The organism is Sphingopyxis sp. JAI108 (genome assembly GCF_013410105.1).
GTDB lineage: Bacteria > Pseudomonadota > Alphaproteobacteria > Sphingomonadales > Sphingomonadaceae > Sphingopyxis > Sphingopyxis chilensis.
In genome coordinates this window covers 184,303-205,519 of sequence record NZ_JACCCJ010000004.1, presented here as the reverse complement: position 1 = coordinate 205,519, position 21,217 = coordinate 184,303, and the positions used below count along the sequence as shown (strand labels likewise).

Here is a 21,217-nt window from a genome sequence, read left to right as displayed (position 1 = left end):
TTGCCGCGCGCCCGGCAAACGCCTTTCAACCCCGGTCGCGGCGTCCCAGCGTCACAAGGCCATATCCAAGGTCGCCGGCGATCGACGATGCGCGCAGCGCCAGCGTTGCCGCCATCAAAGCCGCCGCTGGCAGGCTGGTGCCTGCCAGCGCCAGCAGCGCTGCTTCGCGAACGCCGATGCCGCCCGGTGCGACAGGCACGACAAATCCCGCCAGCCACGCCAGCAGGAACAGCGCGGCGAAATGCGCGAGGGTCGCGCCGGCTGGCAGAACCGCAGCGCCGATCAACGCGGCAGCCGCGGCAAAAGCGCCGAAGGCGATGATCTGGAAGGCCAGCGCGGTCAGTAGCGGCCGGCGCATGGAAAGCGATGCGCCGATGACGATGAGCGCTGCCATGACCGCCGTTACAGGCCAGCGATCGAAGGCCAGGCAGGCGGCGGCGACCGACATGCTGCTGACCAGATGCAGGCCGACCTCGATAGCAACCGACTTGGCGAGCAGTTTATGTTCGATTCCGGTCTTCGCGCCTTCAACCTGGCGGCTCACATATTGGAACACCGACCCCGGCAGATATTTCATCAACACGCCGCGCGCATAGATGCGCGCCATAGCGCGCGGCGGATGGACCCGTTCGGGATCGACGAGTGCGGTCCATCCCAGCGCCAGTGCGCGGTCGGCGGCGGCGAAGAGCAGCGCGGCGCCGAGCATCGCGCCCGCGAAGCTCCACGAAGCGTGCGGCTGGAGTGTCGACCAGTCGAGCCGCCACAGTCGCTCGCCGATGAAGGCGATGCTGGCCGCGAGCGCTAGGCCGCCAACCCATCGCCCGATCCGTTCGAACGACGGCCGGCGCCGCGGCGCGGCGATGTCAGGCATGAAGGATGCTGGTAAAATCGGGATAGGGGACACAATAGGAGCGGCCAAAATGGCGGCGCTCTTTCAGCCCGCAATTTTCGATGGCGCGGCGATAGCGACTGCGGCCGCTGTCATCGAGCAGGATGATGCCGCCCGGCGCTAGATGCGGGATTGCTCGCGCGAGACATTCGGTGCGGCGACGTCCATCGACGACGATCAGGTCGAACGGCGCCCCCGTTTCGTCGATTGCGCCGATATAGGCGTCGCCGTCGAGCTCGCAGTGGTGCAACGCGATATTCTGGAAGCGCGCGACTTCCCTGCTCAGCCGGTGGTGCCATTCGGCATGATGCTCAACGGAGGTGACGTGCGCGGCGTGGCGGGCGAGCCAGATGGTGCTCGCGCCCGCGCCATATTCGAAAACCCGTGCATTCGGACGCGTGCGAAGGAACTGCGCAACGTCGCGTGTCGCGGCGACATTCCACCAGGGCAGACCGAGCGCGATCATGCGTTCGATGTCGTGGATAGCGAGCAGCGAAGCGGCCCAGCGCAACCAGCCATATTCGTCGCTCTGCTGCGCTTCCTCGGCAAGCCTTTCCATCGGGCCGAGGTCGGCGATTTTGTGCATGACCCCGGCGTAGGAACGTTTGACCAACTGCATCATCTTCTCCAGCCTCCCCAATGGGCGCAAGAGTGTATTAACCAAAACATCCCTGTCGAAAGGTTAATTTCGGCGCTGAAGCGTGATCAATCGCCCAGATCGACCTGATGACGCTCTGCCCAGTCCTGATACTGGCCGCGCGGGTTGGCGGCGGGCCGTGCGAGGATCGCCGGCATGTCGGCGCGCAGCGCGCCGAGATCGAGCGAGCGGATCATCGCCTTGACGGGCCCGACGCCGGCCGGGGTGATCGACAGCCGCTCGATGCCGACGCCGAGCAGCGCCATCGCTTCCAGCGGCCGTCCGCCCATCTCGCCGCACACGCCCAGCGCGACCTTCGTTCCCGAGACGACCCGCACGACGCGAGCGAGGTAGCGCATCACCGTCGGCGACAACCAGTCATAGCGCTCGGCGAGCCGCGGATGTGCCCGGTCGGCCGCGAACAGGAATTGGGTCAGGTCGTTGGTCCCGACCGACAGGAAATCGAGGTGCGGCAGCATCAGGTCGAGCGTTTCGACGAGGCCGGGCACTTCCAGCATGGCGCCATAACGGATGGCTGCCGGCAATTTCTTGTTATGCTGCGCGAGCCACGCGCGCTGGCCGACGAACAGGTCGCGCGCCGCTTCATATTCCCACGGCTCGGACACCATCGGGAACATCACGTTGAGCGTCCGTCCCGCCGCCGCTTCCATCAGCGCCCGGGCCTGAACCTTGAGCAGTCCTTCGCGCTCGAGCGCGAGGCGCAGCGCGCGCCAGCCCATCGCCGGATTTTCCTCCTGCGCGCTGTCGCCTACGTTCATATAGGGCAGCGCCTTGTCGCCGCCGATGTCGACCGTGCGGAAGATCACCGGCCGGTCGCCGGCTGCGTCGAGCACGTCGCGGTATAGTCGCTGCTGGCGGTCGCGCGACGGCAGGGTCGCCGAAACGAGGAACTGGAATTCGGTGCGGAACAACCCGATGCCCCGCGCGCCGGTCAAGTCGAGCGCCGCGACGTCTTCGCGCAGGCCCGCATTGATCATCAGTTCGATCGGCACACCATCCTTGGTGACCGCGGGCAGGTCGCGCAACGAGGCAAGGTTCGCGCGGCGCTTGTGTGAAATCTCCAACTTTGCGTCGAACGCATCCTGCACCGCCTGCGTCGGCCGGACATGCAACTGGCCGGCCGATGCGTCGAGCAGCAACAGGTCGCCTTCGCGGATCGACGTGCGAACATCGCTGACGCGGCCGATCACCGGCACACCCATCGCGCGCGCGACGATGATGACGTGCGCGGTCAGCGACCCTTCCTCGAGCACGACGCCTTTCAGGCGACGGCGGTCATATTCGAGCAGCTCGGCGGGGCCGAGGTTGCGCGCGATCAGGATCGAATCCTGGCGCAGGCCCATCTGCGCCGCGGTGCCCATCTGCCCCGACACGATCCGGATCAGCCGGTTCGACAGGTCCTCGAGATCGTGCATGCGGTCGCGCAGCAGGGGATCGTCGATCTGCCGCATCCGCATCCGGGTGCGCTGCTGGACGCGCTCGATCGCCGCCTCTGCGGTCAGCCCGCTGTCGATCGCCTCGTTGATCCGTCGCGACCACCCTTCGTCATAGGCGAACATCTTGTAGGTCTCGATGACCTCTTCATGCTCGCCGCCGACGCCGAAGTCGGCGCTGCTCGCCATGCGGTCGATCTGCTCGCGCATCTTGTCGAAGGCGGCATAGACGCGGTGGCGTTCGGCTTCGGTGTCGTCGGCGACCGTGTGCTCGATCGTGATGCGCGGCTGGTGGAACACCGCGACCCCGGCGCCCATCCCGTCGACCAGCTTCTGCCCGTTCAGCCGCTGCGCCGACTGATCCGCCGCGGCGGCATCGGTGCGCGCGGCGGTATCGACCAGATCAGCGTTGGCGATCAGTTCGGACAGCACCATCGCGACCGTCTGCAGCGTCTCGATCTCGATATCGGCATAACGGCGCGGATCGGCGTGCTGGACGCAGAGGACGCCCACTGCGCGCTCGCGGCGGATGATCGGGACACCGGCAAAGCTGTGGAACAGTTCCTCGCCCGTTTCGGGGCGATAGGAAAAGTCGGGATGCGCCGCCGCTTCGTCGAGGTTCAGCGTCTCGATATGCTCGGCGATCGTGCCCACCAGCCCTTCGCCGAGGCCGAGGCGCGTGACGTGCACGGCCTCCTGCTTCAGCCCGCGCGTCGCGTAAAGTTCGAGCGCGCCGTCGCGCAGCAGGTAGATCGAGCACACCTCGCTGTCGAGGCATTCGCCGATGATGCCGACGACCTGGTTGAGCTTGCCCTGCGCATTGACGCGTGATGCCATCACCTCGTGCAGCCGGGTCAATATGGTGCGCGCCGACTGGGCGGCCGACGAGGGCGGGGGCGGGGCGTTGGTCATCGCCATCCTGCTATCAGAAGGATGCGGCGTGCGCCAATACCTCGCGCGCGATTGTCCGATCTATTCCTATGCGGCCCGAAATTCCGTCAGCGACTCTCGGCCGGATCCGCGGGCATCGTCGCCAGCGCCCCCGGCGTGGTGCCGGTCGTGATCGCCGGGCCGACCGGCGTGGCCGGTGCGGGCGCCGTCATGATGGCCGGCGGCGGCGCATATTTCGCGTCCCACGCGATCACATCGGCCTGATATTGGGCATAGGCTTCGTAAAATTCCTTGAACGGCTCGTCGAGCCGCGCGAGGTGCGCGGGCGCCTGTTCGACAAGCTGGTCGGTGGGCGTCGTCGAGACGATCTGGGCGATCTCGTTTGCCCGCGCGCAGAAGTTCCGCTGCGCGGGGGGCTGGGCGAAATAGTTGAACAATTGCGTCGACAGGCGGTCGCGCGGCGCGATGCCGTTGTTCTTGTTTTCCTTCCCGAGATCCTTGATCACCGACTTCTCGGTCGACTTGATCACCTTGCCGTGCGCCTTGATGATATTGTTATAGGCGGAAACCAGCGTCGATTCCTCGATACCGCGGCAACCGATCGCGGCGACGTTGAGCCCGATCTTGAGCTGCCAGAAGGCACGGTCGCCCGTCACGCCGCTGTTCGCGGTGACGAAGCGTCCGTCGATCCCGCGGCCCGGAAGGATCTGCGTCAGCGAAGCATTGCCCGGCGGCAGCGGCCGCGGCGGGATGGTGACGACGACCGGCGGCGGCGGGGGAGGCGGCGGCGGGGGGGGCGGTTTCGGCGCACAGGCGGCAACACTCGCCAGCAGGCCGGCTACGATGATCTTACGCGACAAATTCATGACCACTCCCCAACCGCATCGCCATGCGGCATCAACCCCGAGCGTGCAACGCGGCTTCGGCCTGTTGCACCAGAGATGCGACAATTGCTGCCGCGCTCTCTTCTTCGGATACCATACCGACAGATTGCCCTGCCATTAACGAACCATTTTCGACGTCGCCGTCGATCACGGCGCGGCGCAGCGCGCCCGCCCAATAATGCTCGATCTCGAGTTGGGCTTCGGCCATGTCGACCTCGCCCTTGTCGAGCTTGTTCGCGACTTCGCGCTGCTTTGCGGTGAAGGCTTCGGTCCCGGCATTCTTGAGCGCGCGGACCGGAATGACTGGCAGGCGCGGGTCGATCTGGACGCTCGCGACCGCCTCGCGCGCCGAGGCGCGCAGGAAAGCCTTTTTGAAATTGGGATGCGCGATGCTCTCGGTCGCGCAGACGAAGCGCGTACCGAGCTGGACGCCCGACGCGCCCATCTCCAGATAGGCGGCGATCGCCTCGCCGCGGCCGATGCCGCCGGCGACGAAGATCGGGACTTCGTCGGCGAGCGTGGGCAGGATCTCCTGTGCGAGCACGCTCGTCGACACCGGGCCGATATGGCCGCCCGCCTCCATCCCCTCGATCACCAGGGCGTCGACGCCTGAACGCACAAGCTTCTTGGCGAGCGCCAGCGTCGGAGCGAAACAGATCACCTTCGCGCCCGAGGCCTTGATCGCCTCCAGGCTGCCCTTGGGCGGCAGGCCGCCCGCGAGCACGACATGGCCGACGCCATGCTTGGCGCACACGTCGATCAGGTCGAACAGCTGTGGGTGCATGGTGATCAGGTTGACGCCGAAATTGCGCGTCGCGAGTAGCTTGGTCGCCGCGATTTCGGCGTCGAGCAGTTCGGGCGTCATCGCGCCGCACGCGATCACGCCAAAGCCTCCGGCATTGCTGATCGCGCTGACCAGACGGCGCTCGGAGACCCAGCTCATCGCGCCGCAGAGGATGGCATGGTCGCTGCCGAGAAGTTCGGTCCCGCGCGCCATCAGTTCGTTCATTTTGCTCATTGAGGCTGCCTTTGCCAGCATGGGGACTCGCGCGCAATCCCTGGCGTCGTCGCGCCCGTCGGCCCGTCGCACGCGTGAATCCGTTGGGCGCGACAACCGAACCTTTCGGCGCAAAAAGCAAAACGATTATTGTCAACTAAATCACTTGGGATATTCTTGTCCGGCGAATCCAGACGGGAAAGGAATATCGATGAGTTCGACCGAGGAGGCCGCGAAAAGCGGCTCTCAACCGCCGCGCCGCGCCATCCAGACGGTGCTCGACGCGCTCGACAAGCTGAAGTTCGGCGCGATCCAGCTGACCGTGCATGAAGGGCGGTTGGTGCAGGTCGATGTGACCGAACGGCACCGCTACCCCAACTGAATTAGACCACTCCCGACGGGGATATTCCCCACTTCAATGCCGCAGACCGGACCGCCGGATGTGGCAATTTTCTTGCAACAGGAAATTGTCATGACCGCAAAATATCCGTCCAACCGCCGGCGCGTACCGGCCAGCCTCTTTACGCTTTCCTTGTTGTTGGCGACCCCCGCCGCCGCGGAAACCACCGGCGATCTCGCTGCCGATGACACCGCCGCGCAGGTCGAGGGCGGCAGCTACGGCGGCGAGATCGTCGTCACCGCGCGCCGTCGCAGCGAAACCGCACAGGACGTGCCGATCGCCATCTCGGTCGTCGCGGGCGAACAGATCGACAATACGGGCAGCTTCAACGTCGGCCGGTTGACGCAGCTCACGCCGACGCTGCAATTCTATTCGTCGAACCCGCGCAATACCGCGGTCAATATCCGCGGCATCGGCGCGCCGTTCGGGCTCACCAACGACGGGATCGAACAGGGTGTCGGCATCTATGTCGACGACGTCTATTATTCGCGCGTCGCCTCTTCGACCTTCGATTTCCTCGATGTTGCGCAGATCGAGGTGCTGCGCGGGCCGCAGGGTACGCTCTATGGCAAGAATACCACCGCCGGCGCGATCAACATCACCACCAACCAGCCGAGCTTCGATTTCGAGGGCAAGGCCGAGGTCAGCATCGGCAACCTGAATTTCAAGCAGGCGAAGGCCGCGATTTCGGGTCCCTTGTCCGATACGCTCGCTGCGCGCGTCGCGATCTCGTCGACCAGCCGCCGCGGCACGATTCATAACGTCGTCACCGACCGTTATATCCAGAGCCAGGACAATATCGGCATTCGCGGGCAATTGCTCTGGCGGCCGGCCGGCAATCTCGACATCACGCTCGCCGGCGACTGGAACCGGCAGGAAGCGGTGTGCTGCGGCTCGGTCTTCGTTCGCACCGGCGCGACGCAGCGGCCGCTGAACCGCCAGTTCGCCGCTCTCGCCGCGGCACAGGGCTATGCGTTTCCCAGCGACAATCCCTATGACCGGCTCACCGATCTCGATGCCAGCCTGAATGCGGGCAACGAGATCGGCGGCGCCTCGCTGCGCATCAAATGGGATGTCGGGCCAGGCACGCTGACGTCGGTCACGGCGTGGCGCTATTGGGACTGGCAGCCCGAAAACGATCGCGACTTCACCGGTCTGCCGATCGTCACCAAGTCGCAGAATCCGTCGCAGCAGGACCAGTACACGCAGGAATTGCGCTATAATTACACCGGCGATCGCGTCGATTTCGTCGTCGGCGGCTTTTATTATTACCAGCGCATCGACACGCAGGGTACAGAGGCCCACGGTCCGGCGTCGAGCCGCTGGACGCTCAATCCGACGAGCGCCCTGTCGAACGATCCTTCGGTGCTCGACGGCCTGGCCGCCATCAACGCGCAGTATCTCAAGAACACCAGCGCGGCCCTGTTCGGCCAAATGAGCTGGAAGGTCACCGACCAGTTCACGATCCAGCCCGGCGTCCGGCTGAACTATGACAAGAAGGACGGCTATTATCGCCGCCTCGTCTTTGCCGGCGACGGTTCGCCGGTGACGGCGGGCCTGACCGATCCGGTATCGGTCGCGCGGCTCGGCGTATTTACACCGCAGGAATATGCGCCGTCGTTCAGCGACTGGAACTTCAGCTACGACCTCACCGCGACGTGGAAGGCGGCGGACGACCTGCTTTTCTATGCGACCTATGCGAAGACGTTCAAATCGGGCGGGATCAACCAGAATGGCGTGCCCAACGGCGCCGACGGAAACCCGATCCTCGCCGCCGCAACGGTGAAGCCCGAATCGGTCAATCATTATGAGGCCGGGGCGAAGTCCGAATTCTGGGACCGGCGCATCACCCTGAACCTCACGGCCTTTCGCACCGACATCAAGAATTTCCAGGCCAATGTGAACAACGGCCAGCTCGGGGTGCTGCGCGGCTATCTCGCCAATGCGGGCAAGGTGCGCACCCAAGGCGCCGAATTCGATTTCTCGGTCCGGCCGAGCGAGCGGTTTCGGGCCTATGCCAATGGCGCCTACACCGATGCCGAATATGAACGCTTCGTCGATGCGCCTTGCCCGCCCGAGCTGTCCGGTGGGACCAGCAGTCCGCCGAACTGCGACATTTCAGGGCAGCGCCTGCCGGGCGTGTCGAAATGGGCCATTTCCTTTGGCGCCGAGGCGAACGCCGAATCCAGTCTTTTCGGCAAGGATGGTCAATTTTATCTGGGTTACGACGGCAGCTATCGTTCGGACTGGTCGTCGAACCCGTCGCCGTCGGCTTACACCTGGATTGATGGCTATTCGCTTTCGAACTTTCGCGCCGGGTTCCGGACGGAGGTCGGGTTCGACATCTTTGGCTGGGTGCGCAACGCTTTCGGCCGGGATTACCTCGAGCAGCTGAGTGTCGGTCCGGGCAATACCGGTTTGATCACTGGCCTGCCGGGCGATCCCCGGACTTGGGGCGCGACGGCCAAGGCGGGCTTCTGATCTTTGTCCTGCCGGCAAATGAAAAGGGCGGCCCCGCAGGGTCGCCCTTTCTCATGCAGCCTGAGAAAATCAGCGCTGCTGCGGGTTCTTGTTGCGATCCTGATCGGAACGCTGACCGTCCTGCTGGCGATCCTGGCCACCCTGCTGTTGCTGCTGGCGGCGCTGTTCTTCGTCGCGGTCAGCCTGCGGGTTTTTCTCGTTCTGCTGGTTGGGGGTGTTAGCCACTTTCCATCTCCTTTTGCCGCGCCATGCCATCATGCCGCGACATCCGATCAACCCCCCGGCAGTGCCAGATGTTCCACCTTGGAGCCGGGGCGTGGCTGGCGCGGGACGGGCGCCCGGCGTTCCGGCAACCGGATGTCCGCCTGATCGGTTCATTCGATGACTATATTCAGCTTATTCGTTTAGGTCGATTGGACGCGTGGGCCTATCGTCGTCGGGTCAGAACGAAAGGATGACGCCATCGACTCGACGCCTGCCCGCGCCGACCGTCCTTCAGCGGCCCTCGGAAACCACCGTTTCCGCCGCCGCGTCACGCGCCCGTCATCCCGTCCGGTCATCAACGCATAATCAAAAGAGGAGAGACTGCATGAACGACCCCACCCCCATCGATCCCGCCGGCGGCTGCCCGGTCCACCAGCCCGGCGGCGTCCGCGCGCTGCTCGGCCGCACCAACAAGGACTGGTGGCCCGAGATGCTGGCGACCGAGATCCTGAACCCCAATGGCCCGTCGAACCCGATGGGCGAGGATTTCGACTATGCCGCGGCGTTCAAGTCGCTCGACTATCAGGCGCTGAAGGCGGACCTCACCGCGCTGATGACCGACAGCCAGCCCTGGTGGCCGGCCGACTACGGGCATTACGGCCCCTTCTTCATCCGCATGGCGTGGCACGCCGCCGGAACCTATCGCACCGCCGACGGCCGCGGCGGCGCCAACAGCGGGCAGCAGCGCTTCGCGCCGCTCGACAGCTGGCCCGACAACGGCAACCTCGACAAGGCGCGCCGCCTGCTTTGGCCGATCAAGCAGAAATACGGCAACAAGATCAGCTGGGCCGACCTGTTCATCCTGACCGGCAATGTCGCGATCGAAAGCATGGGTGGTCCGGTCTTCGGCTTCGGTGGCGGCCGCGCCGACGTGTTCGAGCCCGAGCGCGACATTTATTGGGGCAGCGAAGACAAATGGGTCAACGAGGGGGTGCAGACGCGCATCGCTCCCGAACATGGCATGCACGAGATCGAGGGTCCGCTTGCGGCAATCCAGATGGGCCTGATTTACGTCAATCCCGAAGGACCGGGCGGCAACCCCGATCCGCTCCAGTCGGCGCGCGACATCAAGGAAACCTTTCACCGCATGGCGATGGACCATGAGGAGACCGTCGCGCTGACCGCGGGCGGCCACACCTTTGGCAAGGCGCACGGCAATGGCGACGCGTCGTTGCTAGGTAAGGCCCCCGCGGGCGGCGATCTCGTCGCGCAGGGCTTCGGGTGGGTCAGCGGTCATGAAAGCGGCGGCATCGGAGAGCATACGGTCACCAGCGGGCTCGAAGGCGCGTGGGTGAACACGCCGACGACATGGAGCGAGAATTATTTCCGCCTGCTGCTCGACTATGACTATGAGCTGGTGAAATCGCCCGCCGGCGCGCAGCAGTGGCAGCCGATCAACCAGAAGGAAGAGGATATGGCGCCCGCCGCCTGGGACTCGTCCAAGAAGGTTCCGACGATGATGACCACCGCCGACATGGCTCTGAAGGTCGATCCGGAGTTCCGCAAGATCAGCGAGAAGTTCCGGACCGATCATGAAGCGTTCAAGGAGGCTTTCGCGCGCGCCTGGTTCAAGCTGACCCACCGCGACATGGGGCCCAAGATCCGTTACCTCGGCCCCGAAGTCCCCGCCGAAGACCTGATCTGGCAGGATCCGGTTCCTGCCGGCACGATGCCGTCCGATGCCGACGTCAAGGCGGTGAAGGACAAGATCGCCGCGAGCGGCCTGACCGTCAGCCAGCTGGTCAAGACCGCGTGGGCCTCGGCCAGCACCTATCGCAAGTCCGACTTCCGCGGCGGCGCCAATGGCGCGCGCGTGCGGCTGGCGCCGCAGAAGGACTGGGAGGTCAACGAGCCCGCGATGCTGGCGAAGGTGCTCGATACGCTCGACGGGCTGCGCGGCAATATGTCGATGGCCGACGCGATCGTGCTTGGCGGGGTCGTCGGTCTGGAAAAGGCGATCAAGGATGCGGGCTTCAACGTGCCCGTGCCCTTCACCGGCGGTCGCGGCGACGCGACCGCAGAGCAGACCGACGCCGACAGCTTTGCGGTGATGGAACCCGAAGCCGACGCGTTCCGCAACTATCTGGGCAAGAAGAAGCTGGCGGTTAAGACCGAGGAAATGATGCTCGACCGCGCGTCGCTGCTCGGGCTCTCGGTGCCCGAGATGACGGTGCTGGTCGGGGGGCTCCGCGTCCTCGGCGCCAATCACGGCGAGCGCGGGCATGGTCACTTCACCAAGCGATCGGGCCAGCTGACCAACGACTTCTTCGTCAACCTGCTCGACATGACCAATGTGTGGAAGGCCGTCGATGGATCGGACGACCAGGAATATGTCGCGACCGACCGCAAGGGTGGCGGCGAGACCTGGCGCGCAACGCGTGCCGACCTGATCTTCGGTTCGAACTCGGAACTGCGCGCAGTCGCCGAAGTCTATGCCGAGACGGGTCATGAGGAAAAGTTCGTCAAGGACTTCGTCAAGGCCTGGACCAAGGTGATGAACGCCGACCGTTTCGACCTCGCCTGATCTTTGGCCCCGCTGCTCGTGCATCATGCCGCACGGGCCGCGGTGGCCGTTGACGACGGGTCGCGACCCGCCCCCGGGGACATGGGCCTGGGGGCGGGTCATTCTTTTTGCGATGCTGAACTGATGCGTGCGGCCCATCGCGACCTCGCGTCCCATGCGGCGGCGAAGCTGGCGACCTGTGGCCGCTCACGCAGGCGATAGGCCAAGGCGCGGCCCATGCCGCCGCGCGGTGGTCCTGCCCGGGGGACGGGGGAACCCCGGCGAAAGCCGGGCCCCAGTGCGGGAATATGCCGGGTTAGCGTCCTCTTTCTGGACCCCGGCCTTCGCCGGGGCACACATCTCCATCGGCAACCTCCGGCCGCAGGCGGCCGTTCGTGTGGCACCTTTCATCGCGGGCAATGTTAACAATGTAAATTTAGCCTTGACTGCATGGTTCGCGATGGGCAATGTTTACGACGACAACATTGATTCGCGGAAAAAGAGGATGCACCATGCGGACGCTGTTTTACGCCATCGGCCCGATGCTGTTCGACTCGCTCGGCATCATCGTTTTTGCGGTTTTGCTGGCCGTGGGTGCCGGAATCGTCGCCGCCACGGTCGCCGGCTCGATCGTGGCGATCGCGGTCGTCGGCTATGAACTCGCGCGTGGGCACAAGGTCGCGGCGCTGCAGTGGATCAGCCTTGCCTCGGTGCTCTTCACGGCGGCGGCGACGCTTTTCACCGGCGATCCGCGCTTCGTGATGGCGAAGCCGACGATCGTCTATCTGATCGTCGGCACCGTGATGCTGCGCAAGGGGTGGCTCAACCGTTACATCCCGCCCGAGCAACTGGCGATCGTCGGTGACGTGATGGACCGTTTCGGCATGATCTGGGCGGCGCTGATGTTCACAAGCGCGGGGCTCAATCTCGTCATCGCGCTGTTCTTCACCCAATGGTGGCCGCTGTTCATCGGGATTTTCCCGCTGGCGTCGAAATTCGGCCTGTTCGCAATCCACATCGCGGTGGTGCATGTCATCACGCAGGCACGGCTGCGCCGCCGCGCGGGCAGCGAGCTGAAGCCGCTCGCTGCCGAATAGGGTCAGTCGGCGTCGAGCCCGTAAGCGGTGTGCAGCACGCGCACCGCGAGTTCGGTTTCGTCCTCGTCGATCAGAACGCTGACCTTGATCTCGCTGGTCGAGATCGCCTGGATGTTGATACCCCGGTCCGCAAGCGCACGGAACATCGTGCTCGCGACCCCGGCGTGACTTTTCATGCCCACGCCGACGACACTGATCTTCGCGACCTTGTCGTCGCTGATGATGCGGTTGAAGCCGATCTTGTCCTTCGCACCTTCGAGCAGGTCGATCGAACGCAGCAGGTCGGTGGCGGGAACGGTGAAGGTCACGTCGGTCTCGCCCTTTTCGCGGCCGACATTCTGGATGATCATATCGACGTTGATCCCCGCCGCGGCGAGCGGGCCGAAGATGTTGGCGACCGCACCGGGCTTGTCGGGGACGCGCGTGACGATGATCTTCGCTTCATTCTTGTCGTGGGCGATGCCGGTGATCAGCTGCCGTTCCATCTGATGTTCCTCTATTTCCTCGTCGCTGACGATCATCGTGCCTTTTTTTGGAGCCTCGTCGCCCTCGACGAAGCTCGATAGGACCTGCACGCGCACGCCCATCTTCATCGCGAGCCCGACCGAGCGCGTCTGGAGCACCTTGGCGCCGACGCTCGCGAGCTCGAGCATTTCCTCATAGGTGACATAGTCGAGCTTGCGCGCGCGCGCGACGATGCGCGGGTCGGTGGTGTAGACGCCGTCGACGTCGGTGTAGATGTCGCAGCGGTCGGCCTTCACCGCCGCCGCCACGGCGACCGCGCTGGTGTCCGACCCGCCACGGCCGAGCGTCGCGAGGCGGCCGTCGTCCATCATGCCCTGGAAACCGGGGATCACCGCGACCTCGCCGCGTGCCATCGCGGCGGTCAGCGCGCCGGTGTCGATGTCGACGATGCGCGCGCGGGCGTGCGCCTCCTCGGTGCGGATCGGCAGCTGCCAGCCGAGCCAGCTGCGCGCGGGGACACCCATCGCCTGCAGCGTGAGCGCGAGCAGGCCCGAGGTCACTTGCTCGCCCGCCGCGACGACGACGTCATATTCGGCGGGGTCGTAGCGCGGGTTCGCCTCGCGGCAGAAATTGACGAGCCGGTCGGTCTCGCCCGCCATGGCGGAGACGACGACCGCGACTTCGTTGCCATTCGCCACTTCGCGGGCGACAAGTTTCGCCACGGTGCGAATCCGCTCGGTGCCCGCCATCGACGTGCCCCCGAATTTCATCACGATCCGCGCCATGTCGCCCCGCTTTCCTGATCTGGTTTCAGCCGCAACTTTTCCAAGCATTTCCGCGGCGCCCGCGTCGTTACGGAAGGGGGAGGGCGATGGCAAGCGCGCGAACACGCGCACGCGATAGAATTTCTTGCATGGCGTGAGGCACGGTGCCACATCGCGGGCATGAGTGCCGCGACGATCAACCCGCACGAAGCCGCCCATTTCGGAGCGCTCGCCGCCGACTGGTGGGACCCGCACGGATCGTCGGCCATGCTGCACAAGCTCAATCCGGTGCGGCTGGCCTATATTCGCGACCGGATCGATGCGCATTGGCATGTCGATGCGCGCGAACGTCACGCGCTCGCGGGGCGGAGCGCGATCGATGTCGGATGCGGTGCGGGGCTGCTCGCCGAACCGCTCGCGCGCATGGGCGCAAGGGTCACGGGCGTCGATGCGGCGCCGGAGAATATCGCGGCGGCGCGCGAGCATTCGGCTGGGCAGGGGCTCCCGATCGACTATTTTGCGGGCGAACTCGCTGCGCTTCCCCCGGCAAAGTTCGACCTCGTGACTTCGATGGAAGTTGTCGAGCATGTTACCGATCCCGCCGCGTTCATTGGCGAGCTTGCGGCGCGGCTTGCGCCCGGCGGGCTGATGATCCTCTCGACCCCGAACCGCACGATGCTGTCGAAGCTTCTGCTCGTCGAAGCCGCCGAGCGCGTCGGCGCGGTGCCGCGCGGGACGCACGACTGGGATCAGTTCCTGAAGCCCGAGGAACTGACGAAGCTGCTCGAAGGCGCGGGGATCGAGGTCGTCGACCGCACCGGCCTGTCGCCGTCCGCGGCCAAGGGCTTCAAGCTCGGCGGCAGCGAGGCGCTCAACTATCTGGTCGCGGCGAGACACGCGGGGTGAGCCGCGACCCGCGCGTCGATGCCTATATCGCGAAGCGGCAGCCCTTCGCGCAGCCGATCCTGAACCATCTGCGCGAGCTCGTGCACACCCATGCCCCGGGCGCTGAGGAAACGCTGAAATGGGGCGTGCCGCATTTCGTGCTGAATGGGCAGAATCTGGCGGGCATGGCGGCGTTCAAGGAACATGCGACCTTCGGTTTCTGGCGCGACGAGGAAGTCACGGGATCGCCGCGCGATACCGGCGCTATGGGCAGCATGGGGCGGCTGGCGTCGCTGGCCGACCTGCCCGCCGACAAGATGATGGCGGCCTATATTGCGAAAGCCGCGGCGCTCTGTGGCGAAGGGAAACCGAAGCGCCCGCCACCGAAGCCCAGGCCGGCGCTTGATTTGCCGGATGATCTCGGCGCGGCGCTCAAGGCCGATGCCGCTGCGCAGGGCCATTGGGATGTCTTCTCGCCGGGCAAGCGGCGCGATTATATCGAATGGGTGCTCGAGGCGAAGCGCGAGGAAACGCGGGTGAAGCGCATTGAAACGATCGTCGCGCAGGTTGCCGAGGGCAAGGACCGGAACTGGAAATACAAGGGGTGCTAGCGCCTCAAAACCGCTTGCCCTGAGCTTGCCGAAGGGCCGTTCTTTCTTTTCACGTCCAAAGGAAGGAAGGGCGGTGCTTCGACAAGCTCAGCACGAACGGATTTTTGGGGTCCGTCTGCCCTAAAAATCGACATCCTCATAATATTTCGGCGGCGTCACGATCTCCATCCGTTCGGCCAGCAGCGGGCGGAAACTGGGGCGCGACTTCAACCCCGAATACCAGCCCTTGGTCTGTTCGTGCCCCGTCCAGTCGATGCCGCCGAGATAATCGGCGACCGAGATATGCGCGGCGGCGGTCAGGTCGGCGAGGCTCATCGTCGCGCCGGCGAGCCAGGTGCGGTGGTCGATGAGATAGTCGACATAATCGAGATGGTTGTTCGCCGCCTTCATCGCCTCGCGCAGCGCGCCGCCGTCGGGCGGCTGGCGGTGGACGATGCGCTTCTGCATCCGTTCGAAGAGCAAGGGTCCGGTGACTTCATAATAAAAATCATGGTCGAACCAGGCGGTCAGCCGGCGGATCTCGGCGCGGTTGGCGGCGGTGCCGTTGATCATCGCCTTGCCTTCGACGGTTTCCTCGAAATATTCGGCGATCGCCATGCTGTCCATCAGCACCTGCCCGCGCGCCTGATCGACCATCACCGGGGTGCGGCCGGCCGGATTCAGGTCGATGAATTCGTCGCGGCGTTCCCACGGCGATTCGCGCACCAATTCATATCCGACGCCCTTTTCGCCCAGCAAAAGACGAACCTTGCGCGAAAAGGGACAGAGCGGGAATTGATAGAGTTGCCACATGGCTCCGGCATAGCGGCAGCGGGGCAGCCCGCGCAACGGCTATGGCGTGCGGCGGGCGGTCGATCGTGGATTAAGCGTCAGCGGCGCGCCGCTTCGCGTTCGCGTTCCCACTGGGCGGCAAGGTCGCGCGCCATATCCTTGAGGACGGGGGCATAAGCCGCGATAGCCGATGCGGCATGACCTGCCATGCGCGTGGTCGCGCGGACGTCGTCGCCCATGCGTTCGGCATAATAGGGATCGCGCCCCGTCACTTCGCCGAGCGTCGCATCGGGCGGAATATAGGCGGCGTCGGATTCGGGGTCGATCTGCGCAACGGCTTTCGCGAGCGGGCCGACCTGCATCTGCATCAGCGCGCCGACCATCGCGGTGATCGTTTCGGCCATCCGGTCCTGCGCCACCGGATCGTTCAGCGTCGCGACGGTATCGTTCATTTCGCTGGCGGCCGCGGGCAATGGCGCGGCGCACGCGAACAGGGGGAGGGCGATCAGGGCAATACGGGTCATGGCTCCATCCTTTCAAAGGACGAGGGGGATCAGCGTGGGGTGTCCTTACAGGCCATACGCTTTCGCTGGCGTGAACGTAAGAGACGCTTGAGACAAGTTGCGATGCTGGCGCGATAAATATCCTCCCCATGGCTTCGCCACAGGGAGGATTTGTTTACTCTGCCGCGACGACCTCGACCTCTTCCTCGTTCAGCGAATGGGTCAGGCGGCTGAGCATTTCCTTGGGGCATACCTGCCAGAAACGGCCCCGCCAGCGGTCCCAGTCGGCGAGGACTTCGGCCGACCATTTGCTGCCCGTCGCCTTGCCATGCTCCTCGACCAGATCCTTGAGCACCGTCTCCCAATGGATGCTCGCGAGCCGCTGCCAGACGATCGATTCGGGATTGGCGCGGCGTTCGAACTGATCGTCGGTGTCGAGGATGAAGGCCATGCCGCCGGTCATGCCCGCGCCGAAGTTCGATCCCACGGGACCGAGGATCACCGCAGTGCCCCCGGTCATATATTCGCAGCCGTTGGCGCCGCAGCCTTCGACGACGACCTTCGCGCCCGAGTTGCGGACCGCAAAGCGCTCGCCTGCCTGGCCCGCCGCGAGCAGCGTGCCCGCGGTCGCGCCATAGAGCACGGTGTTGCCGACGATGCTGTTATGCTGGCTGACCAGCGGGCTCGACACCGTGGGGCGCACGATGATGCGGCCGCCCGACAGGCCCTTGCCGACATAGTCGTTCGCGTCGCCGAACACTTCGAGCGTGATTCCCTGACACAGGAAGGCGCCGAGCGATTGGCCGGCCGTGCCGCGGAGGCGCACCTGAACATGATTGTCGGCGAGCCCCTTCATCCCGAAGCGCGCGGTGACCTCGGCCGACAGGCGCGTGCCGACGGCGCGGTGCGTGTTGCGGACGTTATAGGTGAGCTGCATGCGTTCGCCGCGCTCGAACAGCGGCTTCGCGTCGCCCAATATCTGCGCGTCGAGACTGTCGGGCACCGCGTTGCGGAAGTTCGGTCCCTGCGACCGGCGCTGGTCGTCGGGCGCGTCGACCTTGGCGAGGATCGGGTTGAGGTCGAGGTCGTCGAGATGCTCGGCGCCGCGGCTGACCTGGCGCAGCAGCTCGGTGCGGCCGATCACCTCGTCGAGGCTCGTGACCCCCAGCTTGGCGAGGATCTCGCGCACTTCCTCGGCGATGAAGGTCATCAGGTTGATCACCTTCTCGGGCGAGCCGGTGAATTTCTGGCGTAGTTTCTCATCCTGCGTGCAGACGCCGACCGGGCAGGTGTTCGAATGGCACTGGCGCACCATGATGCAGCCCATGGCGACGAGGCTGAGCGTGCCGATGCCGAATTCTTCGGCGCCGAGAATCGCCGCGATCACGATATCGCGCCCGGTCTTGAGCCCGCCGTCGGTGCGGAGACGGATGCGGTGGCGCAGGCCGTTGAGCGTCAGCACCTGATTGACTTCGCTCAGGCCCATCTCCCACGGCGTGCCGGCATATTTGACGCTGGTCTGGGGCGAGGCGCCAGTGCCGCCGGTGTTGCCCGCGACGAGGATCACATCGGCGTGGGCCTTGGCGACCCCCGCAGCGACGGTCCCGATGCCCGCCGAACTGACGAGCTTCACGCAAACGCGCGCCTTCGGATTGATCTGCTTGAGGTCGTAGATGAGCTGCGCCAGATCCTCGATCGAATAGATGTCGTGGTGCGGCGGCGGCGAGATGAGTGTCACGCCCGGCGTCGCGTGGCGCAGCCGTGCGATGAACTCGGTAACCTTGAAGCCAGGAAGCTGACCGCCTTCGCCGGGCTTGGCGCCCTGTGCGACCTTGATCTCGATCTCGTCGCACGCGCCGAGATATTCGGCGGTGACGCCGAAGCGGCCGCTCGCGATCTGCTTGATGTTGCTGTTGGCGTTGTCGCCATTGGCATAGGGTTTGTAGCGTTCGCTCGCCTCGCCGCCTTCGCCCGATACGGCCTTCGCCCCGATGCGGTTCATCGCGATCGCCAGCGTCTCGTGCGCCTCGGGTGACAGCGCGCCCAGGGACATGCCGGGCGTGACGAAGCGCTTGCGGATTTCGGTGATCGCCTCGACGCTGTCGAGCGCGACGCCCTGCGCCGGATAGTTGAACTCCATCAGATCGCGGAGGTAAATCGGCGGCAGATCGGCCACCCCGCGCGCGAATTGCAGATAGGTCGAATAACTGTCGGTCGCGACCGCGGTCTGCAGCAGGTGCATCAGCTGCGCCGAATAGGCATGCGCCTCGCCCCCCGCGCGCTGGCGGTAGAAGCCACCGATGGGCAGGGTGGTGACGCGGCTGTCGAACGCGGCGCAATGCTTGTCGGTCGCGTTGATGAACAGCGACTGATAGCCTTCGCCCGAAATCTTTGCCGGCATCCCCGGAAAGAGGTCGTTGACGAGCGCGCGCGACAGTCCGACCGCCTCGAAATTATAGCCGCCGCGATAGGAGGAGATCACCGCGATCCCCATCTTGGCGAGAATCTTGAGCAGGCCGTCGTCGATCGCCTTGCGGAAACGCTGGCGGCATTCGTCGAGCGTCAACGCGCCGAACAGGCCGCGCGACTGGCGATCGGCGATCGCGGCTTCGGCGAGATAGGCGTGGACTGTCGTCGCGCCAACGCCGACGAGCACGGCGAACGCATGCGTGTCGAGCACCTCGGCCGAACGCACGTTGATCGACGCGTAGCTGCGCAGTCCCTTGCGCACGAGATGCGTGTGGACGGCGGCGGCGGCGAGCACCATCGCCACGCCGACGCGGCCCTCACCGATATTCTGGTCGGTCAGGAAGAGTTCGCTGCGCCCCGCGCGCACCGCGTCCTCGGCTTCGCGGCGGACGCGCGCGATCGCCTCGCGCAGCGTCGATGCGTCGCCACCTGCGGCAAAGGTGCAGTCGATGTCGGCGACGGCATCGCCGAAATAGGCGCGGAGGCGATCCCAGTCGTCGCCGACGAGCACGGGGCTGTCGATCACGAGAACGTGATCGCTCTGACCTTTCTCGTCGAGGATGTTCGCGAGGTTCGCGAAGCGCGTCTTCAGGCTCATCACATGCCGTTCGCGCAGACTGTCGATCGGCGGGTTGGTGACCTGGCTGAAATTCTGGCGGAAGAATTGCGCGACATGGCGCGGCTTGTCGGAGATGACCGCAAGCGGCGTATCGTCGCCCATCGACCCGATCGCTTCCTTCGCATCCTCGACCATCGGCGACAGGATCAGCTCCATATCCTCCATGGTCAGCCCCGCCGCAACCTGACGGCGGAGCAGTTCCTGGCGATCCCATTGCGGCAGCGTCGACTTGCCGCCCTTGGGCAGGTCGCTCATCGTGCGGAAGCCCTTGACGCGCGAGGGATAATCCTGCGCGTCGGCGATCTTGTCCTTGATCGCGAGATCTTCATAAAGCGTGCCCTGGTCGAGATCGACCGCGATCATCTGGCCCGGGCCAAGGCGGCCTTTCTTGCGCACGCTCGCTTCGGGCAGCAGGACCATGCCGCTTTCGGAACCGACGACGAGCAGATTGTCGGCGGTCAGCGTGTAGCGCAACGGGCGGAGCGCGTTGCGGTCCATGCCCGCGACCGCCCAGCGGCCGTCGGTCATTGCGAGCGCGGCGGGGCCGTCCCACGGCTCCATGACGCTGGCGAGATAGCTATACATCGCGCGATGGTTGTCGGGAACGTCGTTTTCGTTCGTCCACGCTTCGGGAACGAGGATCAGTTTGGCGGTCGGCGCATCGCGGCCGGCGCGACACAGCGCCTCGAACACCGCGTCGAGCGCGGCGGTGTCCGATGCGCCCGCGGGGATCACCGGCTTGATGTCTTCGCTATGCTCGCCAAAGGCGAGGCTCGCCATCTTGATCTCGTGGCTCTTCATCCAGTTCTTGTTGCCGCGGATCGTGTTGATCTCGCCATTGTGCGCGAGGCAACGGAACGGCTGCGCGAGCCACCATTGCGGGAAGGTGTTGGTCGAATAGCGCTGGTGGAAGATCGCGACGCGGCTTTCGAACAGCTTGTTCGTGAGGTCGGGATAGAAATCGGCGAGGCTCTCGGCGAGGAACAGCCCCTTGTAGATGATCGAGCGCGCCGACAGGCTGCAGATATAGAAATCGGCAACCTGCGCCGCGATCACCTTTTTCTCGATGCGGCGGCGGACGAGGTAAAGCTGCTTTTCGAACTCATCGATCGACTGTTCCTCGGGCAGCGGTCCGGCGATCATGATCTGTTCGATCTCGGGGCGCGTGCGCTGCGCCTTGTCGCCGATGACCGAGACGTCGACGGGCACCTGGCGCCAGCCATAGATGGTGAAGCCCGCGTCGATGATCTCGGCCTCGACGATCGTGCGGCATTCCTCCTGGGCATTGAGGTCGGTGCGCGGCAGGAAGATCATGCCGACGGCGAGGCGGTTCGGAAGCACCTTGTGCCCCGACGCCGCGATCGCATCGTCGAAGAAGCGGACGGGCAGGTCGACATGGATGCCCGCCCCATCCCCGGTCTTGCCGTCGGCATCGACCGCGCCGCGGTGCCAGACCGCCCGCAAGGCTTCGATCGCCGCCTCGACGACGCGGCGCGAGGCCTTGCCGTCGGTCGCCGCGACCATGCCGACGCCGCAGGCGTCGGATTCCATGTCCGGGCGATACATGCCTTCGGCTGCAAGCCGCGCGTGATCGGGGGTGGGGTAGTGGGTCATCATCTTCGTCCTGACGGAA

At 65.2% G+C, this 21,217-nt stretch carries 16 protein-coding genes; 6 read left to right on the top strand and 10 right to left on the bottom strand.

Annotated features, from left to right (window positions below; genetic code table 11):
* Positions 1–25: 25 nt before the first annotated feature.
* From HDC29_RS17265 to HDC29_RS17245, 5 genes are all read right to left on the bottom strand, one after another.
* Entirely contained in the window at positions 26–871 is an 846-nt protein-coding gene (locus HDC29_RS17265; protein ID WP_179499528.1) for a hypothetical protein, read from the bottom strand.
* A complete protein-coding gene (locus HDC29_RS17260) occupies positions 864–1,511 on the bottom strand; it encodes a class I SAM-dependent methyltransferase (RefSeq protein ID WP_179499527.1) in 648 nt (215 codons plus the stop codon). Before HDC29_RS17260 ends, HDC29_RS17265 begins: the two co-directional genes overlap by 8 nt.
* Positions 1,512–1,594: 83 nt before the next feature.
* Positions 1,595–3,892 (bottom strand): phosphoenolpyruvate--protein phosphotransferase, encoded by a 2,298-nt coding sequence (ptsP, locus tag HDC29_RS17255; protein WP_179499526.1) that lies wholly within the window; start codon positions 3,890–3,892, stop codon positions 1,595–1,597.
* An 86-nt stretch (positions 3,893–3,978) separates the two neighbouring features.
* Positions 3,979–4,737 carry a hypothetical protein gene (locus tag HDC29_RS17250; protein WP_179499525.1) on the bottom strand — a complete coding sequence of 253 codons (759 nt, stop codon included), beginning with the start codon at positions 4,735–4,737 and terminating at the stop codon, positions 3,979–3,981.
* Between the two features lie 31 nt (positions 4,738–4,768).
* Positions 4,769–5,773, bottom strand: coding sequence for a nitronate monooxygenase family protein (locus HDC29_RS17245; protein ID WP_179499524.1), 1,005 nt, complete (start codon positions 5,771–5,773; stop codon positions 4,769–4,771).
* 190 nt (positions 5,774–5,963) lie between these two features.
* Here HDC29_RS17245 and HDC29_RS17240 point away from each other — a divergent pair, with 190 nt between their 5' ends.
* Both HDC29_RS17240 and HDC29_RS17235 read left to right on the top strand, forming a co-directional pair.
* Positions 5,964–6,134 (top strand): YezD family protein, encoded by a 171-nt coding sequence (locus HDC29_RS17240; protein WP_179499523.1) that lies wholly within the window; start codon positions 5,964–5,966, stop codon positions 6,132–6,134.
* A gap of 90 nt (positions 6,135–6,224) precedes the next feature.
* Complete coding sequence (locus HDC29_RS17235) at positions 6,225–8,633, top strand: TonB-dependent receptor (protein ID WP_179499522.1); 2,409 nt, start codon at positions 6,225–6,227, stop codon at positions 8,631–8,633.
* Between the two features lie 69 nt (positions 8,634–8,702).
* Here the strand turns inward: HDC29_RS17235 and HDC29_RS17230 are convergent, their stop codons facing one another.
* Positions 8,703–8,858, bottom strand: a complete 156-nt coding sequence (locus HDC29_RS17230) for a hypothetical protein (protein ID WP_179499521.1) — start codon at positions 8,856–8,858, stop codon at positions 8,703–8,705.
* Between the two features lie 364 nt (positions 8,859–9,222).
* On the opposite strand from HDC29_RS17230, the gene katG reads away from it, so the two are divergent.
* Together katG and HDC29_RS17220 are read left to right on the top strand one after the other, a co-directional pair.
* Positions 9,223–11,421, top strand: a complete 2,199-nt coding sequence (gene katG, locus HDC29_RS17225) for a catalase/peroxidase HPI (RefSeq protein ID WP_179499520.1) — start codon at positions 9,223–9,225, stop codon at positions 11,419–11,421.
* A gap of 491 nt (positions 11,422–11,912) precedes the next feature.
* Positions 11,913–12,497, top strand: coding sequence for an inner membrane-spanning protein YciB (locus HDC29_RS17220; RefSeq protein WP_179499519.1), 585 nt, complete (start codon positions 11,913–11,915; stop codon positions 12,495–12,497).
* 2 nt (positions 12,498–12,499) lie between these two features.
* On the opposite strand, the gene HDC29_RS17215 is transcribed toward HDC29_RS17220, so the two are convergent.
* Positions 12,500–13,747 (bottom strand): aspartate kinase, encoded by a 1,248-nt coding sequence (locus tag HDC29_RS17215; protein ID WP_179499518.1) that lies wholly within the window; start codon positions 13,745–13,747, stop codon positions 12,500–12,502.
* Positions 13,748–13,906: 159 nt separating this feature from the next.
* Between HDC29_RS17215 and ubiG the strand changes: the two genes are divergently transcribed.
* A complete protein-coding gene (gene ubiG, locus HDC29_RS17210) occupies positions 13,907–14,632 on the top strand; it encodes a bifunctional 2-polyprenyl-6-hydroxyphenol methylase/3-demethylubiquinol 3-O-methyltransferase UbiG (RefSeq protein ID WP_179499517.1) in 726 nt (241 codons plus the stop codon).
* The gene (locus HDC29_RS17205; protein WP_179499516.1) at positions 14,629–15,222 is read left to right on the top strand and encodes a YdeI/OmpD-associated family protein; all 594 of its coding nucleotides are present in this window, start codon (positions 14,629–14,631) and stop codon (positions 15,220–15,222) included. The genes ubiG and HDC29_RS17205 overlap by 4 nt, the downstream gene beginning before the upstream one ends.
* Before the next feature lie 120 nt (positions 15,223–15,342).
* On the opposite strand, the gene HDC29_RS17200 is transcribed toward HDC29_RS17205, so the two are convergent.
* The 3 genes from HDC29_RS17200 to gltB form a co-directional block, all read right to left on the bottom strand.
* On the bottom strand, positions 15,343–16,014 hold the full coding sequence (locus HDC29_RS17200; RefSeq protein ID WP_137754256.1) for a glutathione S-transferase family protein: 672 nt from the start codon (positions 16,012–16,014) through the stop codon (positions 15,343–15,345).
* 77 nt (positions 16,015–16,091) lie between these two features.
* Positions 16,092–16,517: a hypothetical protein gene (locus tag HDC29_RS17195; protein WP_179499515.1), complete on the bottom strand. Its 426-nt coding sequence runs from the start codon at positions 16,515–16,517 to the stop codon at positions 16,092–16,094.
* A 154-nt stretch (positions 16,518–16,671) separates the two neighbouring features.
* Positions 16,672–21,201 carry a glutamate synthase large subunit gene (gltB, locus tag HDC29_RS17190; RefSeq protein WP_179499514.1) on the bottom strand — a complete coding sequence of 1,510 codons (4,530 nt, stop codon included), beginning with the start codon at positions 21,199–21,201 and terminating at the stop codon, positions 16,672–16,674.
* Positions 21,202–21,217 lie beyond the last annotated feature (16 nt).

What these genes read in the sequence shown, in the direction of transcription:
- gltB (WP_179499514.1), bottom strand. Translation starts at nt 21,201, where the DNA reads ATGATGACCCACTACCCCACCCCCGATCACGCGCGGCTTGCAGCCGAA.
- ubiG (WP_179499517.1), top strand. Translation starts at nt 13,907, where the DNA reads ATGAGTGCCGCGACGATCAACCCGCACGAAGCCGCCCATTTCGGAGCG.
- HDC29_RS17195 (WP_179499515.1), bottom strand. Translation starts at nt 16,517, where the DNA reads ATGACCCGTATTGCCCTGATCGCCCTCCCCCTGTTCGCGTGCGCCGCG.
- HDC29_RS17220 (WP_179499519.1), top strand. Translation starts at nt 11,913, where the DNA reads ATGCGGACGCTGTTTTACGCCATCGGCCCGATGCTGTTCGACTCGCTC.
- HDC29_RS17235 (WP_179499522.1), top strand. Translation starts at nt 6,225, where the DNA reads ATGACCGCAAAATATCCGTCCAACCGCCGGCGCGTACCGGCCAGCCTC.
- HDC29_RS17245 (WP_179499524.1), bottom strand. Translation starts at nt 5,773, where the DNA reads ATGAGCAAAATGAACGAACTGATGGCGCGCGGGACCGAACTTCTCGGC.
- katG (WP_179499520.1), top strand. Translation starts at nt 9,223, where the DNA reads ATGAACGACCCCACCCCCATCGATCCCGCCGGCGGCTGCCCGGTCCAC.
- HDC29_RS17250 (WP_179499525.1), bottom strand. Translation starts at nt 4,737, where the DNA reads ATGAATTTGTCGCGTAAGATCATCGTAGCCGGCCTGCTGGCGAGTGTT.
- HDC29_RS17215 (WP_179499518.1), bottom strand. Translation starts at nt 13,747, where the DNA reads ATGGCGCGGATCGTGATGAAATTCGGGGGCACGTCGATGGCGGGCACC.
- HDC29_RS17240 (WP_179499523.1), top strand. Translation starts at nt 5,964, where the DNA reads ATGAGTTCGACCGAGGAGGCCGCGAAAAGCGGCTCTCAACCGCCGCGC.
- HDC29_RS17265 (WP_179499528.1), bottom strand. Translation starts at nt 871, where the DNA reads ATGCCTGACATCGCCGCGCCGCGGCGCCGGCCGTCGTTCGAACGGATC.
- HDC29_RS17260 (WP_179499527.1), bottom strand. Translation starts at nt 1,511, where the DNA reads ATGATGCAGTTGGTCAAACGTTCCTACGCCGGGGTCATGCACAAAATC.
- HDC29_RS17200 (WP_137754256.1), bottom strand. Translation starts at nt 16,014, where the DNA reads ATGTGGCAACTCTATCAATTCCCGCTCTGTCCCTTTTCGCGCAAGGTT.
- ptsP (WP_179499526.1), bottom strand. Translation starts at nt 3,892, where the DNA reads ATGACCAACGCCCCGCCCCCGCCCTCGTCGGCCGCCCAGTCGGCGCGC.